Origin of the sequence: Collinsella aerofaciens (assembly GCF_015552075.1) — a bacterium.
Taxonomy (GTDB): Bacteria; Actinomycetota; Coriobacteriia; order Coriobacteriales; family Coriobacteriaceae; genus Collinsella; species Collinsella aerofaciens_Y.
Genome location: NZ_JADNDZ010000003.1, coordinates 1 through 5,695, shown reverse-complemented (window position 1 = coordinate 5,695; position 5,695 = coordinate 1). Strand labels below are relative to the sequence as shown.

The window sequence follows — 5,695 nt, the reverse complement described above, 5'->3', positions numbered from 1 at the left end:
CATGACCAGAAGGTCTATGCCTTGCCTTTTTCATGCCAACTTGTTCGCTCTGGACATCGCTTGCTGACGCTTGCTCAACCTGCGGTGTCTCAACAATTCCGTCCAGCTGGTGGTATTGCGGCATTTTCCCAGATAAAACCTGCATAATAAACCTGTCCCTTTTAGCAGGTTTTAGAGCTCCACGCTTTCGGCACCGTTGATGGTTAGGTTTCGCTCGTAGAAGGCTGTGAGGGCGCGGATGGCGTACATGACGTCGCGCACGCCGCCGGTCTCGTAGCTCGAGTGCATGGCCAGCTGCGGCAGGCCCACGTCCACGGCATGCATGCTCGCCTGCATATTGGACAGATTGCCGAGCGTGGATCCGCCGGCCATATCGCTCTTGTTGGCGAAGGCCTGCGTGGGCACGTCGGCGTCATCGCAAATAGCTTGGAACACCGCGCGGCTAAAGGCATCGGTACAATAGTGCTGGTTGGCGGCTTCCTTGATGACGATGCCGCCGTTGAGCACAACCTGGTTGCGCGCATCGCACTTCTCGGCGTGGTTGGGGTGCACGGCATGCGCGTTGTCGCAGCTCACGAGCATCGATGCGGCAAGGGCGCGATGATACGACTCGTCGTCAAAGCCCAGCGATCCGTTAATGCGGCGCAATGCATCGGCCAAGAACGTTGACATGGCGCCCTGTTTGGTCTCGGAACCAACCTCCTCGTTATCAAAACAGCAGAAGACCGAGACGTCGCGCGCGTTCTCGGCGCCCAAAAATGCCTGTAGCGAGGTGTAGGCGCAGGCCAGGTCGTCAAGCTTGGGTGTCGAGATAAACTCGTCGGCCCAGCCCCAAATACGCGCATCCTGACGATTGACCAGGAACAGATCGCGGCCCAAAATTTGCTCGGGCTCAACGTCCAGCTCGTCGGCGATCAGGGCGTCAAAGTCGCCCTGTTTAAGGTCACCAGCGCTGATGAGCGGGCACAGGTCAACGGCGCGATTGGGAGCAAAGCTCTCGTTAACGCCGCGGTTCATGTGGATGGCAAGGCTCGGAATAATGGCAACCTCGCGCTCGGTGGCAAGCAGGCGGCTCTCAATACGGTCGCCCTCGCGCACCAGCACGCGGCCCGCGAGTGCCAGCGGGCGATCGAACCAGGTGTAGTCGATCATGCCGCCGTAGGCCTCGGTGTTCAGGCGCAGCGTCTCGCCCGCGCCGTCAAGCTCAGGCACGGCCTTGACCTTAAACGTCGGCGAATCGCTGTGCGACGCCGTGAGCTGAAAATGATAGTCACCGGCAACGCCGTCCTCGCCCCACGTCGCGGCCAGGTCCTCGCCCACCTTAAAGGCAACAACGCTCGAGGTGTTGCGCTGCGTGTAATAACGCCCGCCCGGCTCGATGTCCCACGCCGCGTTCTCGGGCAGGTAGGTAAAGCCCGCCTCGTCGAGCTCGGCCATAATAGTCGCCGCCGTATGGAACATGCTGGGGCACGCCTCGATAAAGTCGATAAGGTCGTTGGCGGCCTCGATATCGTCGGCCGTCACATGCGCGCGCTCGGGCGTTTCCTGATCCGTCATGCTCTCCCCTTTCGCTGGGTTGATGGTCCCCTCCAGCATACCCCGCCACGCCAGTGCCGCACTCTTCATTCCGTGCTTAATTCCGCGCCACTCACCAAGTTGAGCCATCATGCCCGTGCACCTTTTGCGACAATTACGCTAACAGGACGAGAGGAGTCGTCATGAAGCCACGTAACATTGCCATCGCCTGCGGTGTCGCGGGAGTCGCCGTCGGCCTTGCCGCTGCCACCGGTATCGTTTATCACAAGCAAATCAAGTCCGCCGCGTCGCTCAAACGCTTGACCGGCTACGCGGATGGCTATGACCTGTACGCAATCGACATCGCCTACGACTACGATCTTGATCGCATCATCGCCGCTGGCGTGCGCGACGACCAGGCCTACATCGATGCCGTGGTGGCGCAGGTGCTGCCCGGTGTGCCGGTACATGTCCAGGCGCCCCAGTTTGCCTGCAGCGCTTTTGTCGCCGTAGATGCCGAAGGCCGCGTGCGCACCGGTCGCAATTACGACTTTAAGGACGACACCTCGGCGCTGCTGGTGCGCAATCACCCACGTGGCGGCTATGCCTCCATCGGGTTTGCCGCCCTTAACAACCTGGGCGATAACACTCCGCTTGACTCCGTCGCCGGACGTGCCGCCGCACTCATGGGCCCGTTTGCCCAGCTCGACGGTGTTAACGAATGCGGCGTGTCCATTGCCGTACTCACTCTGGATTCCAAGCCCTGTGACCAGGACGCGCAACGCCCCGTCATCAATACCTCGCTCGCCATCCGTCTGGTGCTCGACCGTGCCGCCACCACGCAAGAAGCTGTCGACCTGCTTTCCGCCTACGACATGCACGCCATGGCAGGACGCGATTACCACTTCTTTATCAACGACGCCGCCGGTGACGCGCGCGTAGTAGAGTGGGATCCGCGCGATCCGGACCGTGCTTTCAAAGCGACTCCTGTACGCCAGGTTACGAACTTCTACGCCTGCTATGGCGACGAAGTGCTGCCCAACCAAAAGAATGGCGAGCTGGGCCATGGTAAAGAGCGCGCCATCGCAATCGCCGATGTCCTTGACGCCCATGTCGGTGCCCAGGACGAGGCAGTCGCTTGGAAGGCCCTACGCGCTGCAGCGCAAGAACCCAATCCGAAAGACATCACCAGCAATACGCAATGGTCGGTCGTCTTTGACAATACCGAACCCGCCGCCGCCATTACGCTGCGCCGCCACTGGGGCGACGTCGACGCCTTCGCACTGTAAGGACCCAGGCTCGTCGACCTTACGCTCGCCTGACGTTGTTTACATTTCTATACGCTTGAGCTAACACGTTTTACCCCCGTATCAACAGTGTGCGGGGGTAAACTTATGCGCATGTTATAACTTGCCCGGAAGGATTCATCATGCTTAGGATCGGTCTTCTTACCAGTGGCGGCGACTGCCAGGCGCTCAACGCCACCATGCGCGGCATTGTCAAAACGCTTATGACCAATAGCGAAGAGCCTATTGAGATCTATGGTTTTGAGGACGGCTACCAGGGCCTTATCTACAGCCGGTTCCGCGTCATGACGCCCGCCGATTTTAGCGGCATCCTTACCCGTGGCGGCACCATCCTGGGCACGAGCCGTACGCCGTTCAAGCGCCTGGATATTCCCGAGGCCGACGGCGTCGAGAAGGTGCCGGCAATGGTCCACACCTATCATAAGCTGCAGCTCGACTGTCTGTTTATGCTGGGCGGCAACGGCTCCACCAAGACCGCCAACCGTCTGCGCGAAGAGGGCCTCAACGTTATCGCCCTGCCTAAGACCATCGATAACGACACCTGGGGCACCGAGCTGACGTTTGGCTTTACGAGCGCCATCGACGTCGCCACCAAGTGCATCGACGACATCCACACTACCGCCTCGAGCCACGGCCGCGTGTTTGTTATCGAGATCATGGGCCACAAGGTTGGCTGGATTCCGCTGTACGCCGGCGTCGCGGGCGGCGCGGATGTCATCTTGATTCCCGAGATCCCCTACGACATGGATAACGTCATCAAGACCATCGAGTATCGCATGGAGACCGGCAGCCGCTTTACCATCGTGGCCGTCGCCGAGGGCGCTATTTCCAAGGAGGACGCGGCGCTGTCCAAGAAGGAGTACAAGAAGAAGCTCGCCGAGCGCACGAGCCCGTCGATCGTCTACGACATCGCCAAGGAGATCGAGGCCAAGACCGGTCGCGAGACCCGCGTCGCCATCCCCGGCCACACGCAGCGCGGCGGCCAGCCCGACGCCCAGGACCGCATCTTTGCGACCCAGTGCGGCGTCGAGGCGGCACTGGGCTGTCTACGCGGCGAGTTTGGCTACATGATCGCCCTGCGTGACGGCAAGATGTGTCACATGCCGCTCGAGGATGTCGCCGGCAAGCTCAAGTATGTCGATCCCCAGAGCGATCTGGTGCGCGAGGCCAAGGCGTTGGGCATCAGCTTCGGCGACGAATAGCCTCGGCGAAATCCATCCCATCGGGCCCTCCGACCCCGCCCGACGTATTTCGATTTGGCTCCTCCCTTGACTCCGTCAAAGGTCGTCAATCGAAATCGTCGGGCGGGGTCGGAGGGCCCTGCGTTTACATACTCGCCGAGGTTATTCGTCTTCTTGCTGCGGATGCCTGGTCTGAAATTAAGTTGCGGTGAAATAGTTCCTGTTTAGCCCGCAAATGGCTGAATCTAAGAACTATTCCACCGCAACTTACTGAGTGGGGGCTCTTGGCTGCCACTTGCACTGATATTTGTCCTGAAATGGCTGGTCGTTAGGGGTTGCTACCGGTAGTTGCGGTAGGGTTGGGGCAGATTCTAACTAGAAATGGTGGTCGCTACCGGTTGTTCTCGGCATACTCTGCTCATTCGATTACGGTCACCATATGAAAGGAACTGTCATGGATCTTGCGATGGCGCAGCGGCTCGTTGATCGCCGCAAGGCTGCCGAGCTTTCTCAGGAGGCGCTTGCCGCACAGCTGGGTGTGAGTCGCCAAGCTGTCAGTAAATGGGAGCGCAGCGAATCCTCGCCCGATACCGATAACCTTATTGCGCTCGCCGCGCTGTATGGCGTGTCGCTGGATGAGCTGTTGTATGGGGAGGCAGTGGATAGCACTGACGACTCACAGGCTGATGATGAGGCACAGGACAGCGACGCCGGCGCCAAAGCTTCAGATAGGGCTGAGGAGGCTGAGGCTTCTACTGAGCACGCCGATTGCGGCGACAAACCACTTGTCGATATTTCCCTCGCGCGCGGCATCCACGTCATTGATCCCAATAAAGGCGAGGAAGTCCATGTTGGCTGGAGCGGCATCCATGTGACCAACGAGCGCAAGGGCGAAGAGGTGCATGTGGGGCCAGGCGGATTGCATATCGATACGCTTGAGGACGATGGACATAGCGTGCATACCAATGACGACGGCACCGTCACCATCGACGGCGAGACATTTTCGAGCTGGAAAGAAGCGCACGACAAGCTCGACCATCATGGCAAGCATTTCAACACCGGGCTCGGACGCGCATGGAACAAATTCCCCTTTCCCGCGCTCGTCGCCCTCGCCTACCTGGTGCTCGGCATTGCCTACGGCACATGGGGCATGGGGCTCTTGCTCGTCTTTTTGGTTCCCGTCTACTACGCGATTGGTGACTTTATCGATCGACGCCATTTGTCAAAGCTCATTGAATGCGTCTATCCAGCAGCCGCCATTGCATGGTTCCTCTACATGTGGCTCTGTTTGGGACAGCCCCATCCTGCATGGATCATCCTCATCACGATTCCCATCGTAAAGGCGCTCATGCGCTGGTGTCGCAAACAATGGAAGTGCCGCAAACAGGCCTAAACCGCCCCAACCAGCCAGCGCCACTCATCCGACACCGCCCGCCCCTTCCAAGTTGCGGTGATATAGGGACTGTTTTGAGACTCCAAAGCGCCAAACAGTCCGTATATCACCGCAACTTACAAACAACTGGGTCAGTTCCGGCACGGAGATTAGCATTGAGCTGACCGCGCGCCAAGAAAAGGGCCTATTTACTACATTTAACTCGATGGGGCCAACCATGACCGCCTTTTTCGAAAATCGACAGGCCTTCTACCTGCACTGATAATTGTTCTCGGGGGAAGCGGGCACTGCGGGGCGCG

At 59.3% G+C, this 5,695-nt stretch carries 4 protein-coding genes; 3 read left to right on the top strand and 1 reads right to left on the bottom strand.

Annotation, left to right across the window (positions count from 1 at the left end):
• Positions 1–171: 171 nt before the first annotated feature.
• A complete protein-coding gene (locus I2D41_RS00120; RefSeq protein ID WP_195363132.1) occupies positions 172–1,557 on the bottom strand; it encodes a M18 family aminopeptidase in 1,386 nt (461 codons plus the stop codon).
• A gap of 161 nt (positions 1,558–1,718) precedes the next feature.
• Here I2D41_RS00120 and I2D41_RS00115 point away from each other — a divergent pair, with 161 nt between their 5' ends.
• The 3 genes from I2D41_RS00115 (at position 1,719) to I2D41_RS00105 (ending at position 5,396) form a co-directional block, all read left to right on the top strand.
• Positions 1,719–2,804 carry a carcinine hydrolase/isopenicillin-N N-acyltransferase family protein gene (locus I2D41_RS00115; protein WP_195363131.1) on the top strand — a complete coding sequence of 362 codons (1,086 nt, stop codon included), beginning with the start codon at positions 1,719–1,721 and terminating at the stop codon, positions 2,802–2,804.
• A gap of 140 nt (positions 2,805–2,944) precedes the next feature.
• Positions 2,945–4,024 (top strand): 6-phosphofructokinase, encoded by a 1,080-nt coding sequence (locus I2D41_RS00110; protein WP_195363130.1) that lies wholly within the window; start codon positions 2,945–2,947, stop codon positions 4,022–4,024.
• Positions 4,025–4,457: 433 nt separating this feature from the next.
• Entirely contained in the window at positions 4,458–5,396 is a 939-nt protein-coding gene (locus I2D41_RS00105; protein WP_195363129.1) for a helix-turn-helix domain-containing protein, read from the top strand.
• The last annotated feature ends 299 nt before the right edge of the window (positions 5,397–5,695 follow it).

Coding starts and splice junctions, on each gene's coding strand:
- I2D41_RS00105 (WP_195363129.1), top strand. CDS start 4,458: ATGGATCTTGCGATGGCGCAGCGGCTCGTTGATCGCCGCAAGGCTGCC.
- I2D41_RS00120 (WP_195363132.1), bottom strand. CDS start 1,557: ATGACGGATCAGGAAACGCCCGAGCGCGCGCATGTGACGGCCGACGAT.
- I2D41_RS00115 (WP_195363131.1), top strand. CDS start 1,719: ATGAAGCCACGTAACATTGCCATCGCCTGCGGTGTCGCGGGAGTCGCC.
- I2D41_RS00110 (WP_195363130.1), top strand. CDS start 2,945: ATGCTTAGGATCGGTCTTCTTACCAGTGGCGGCGACTGCCAGGCGCTC.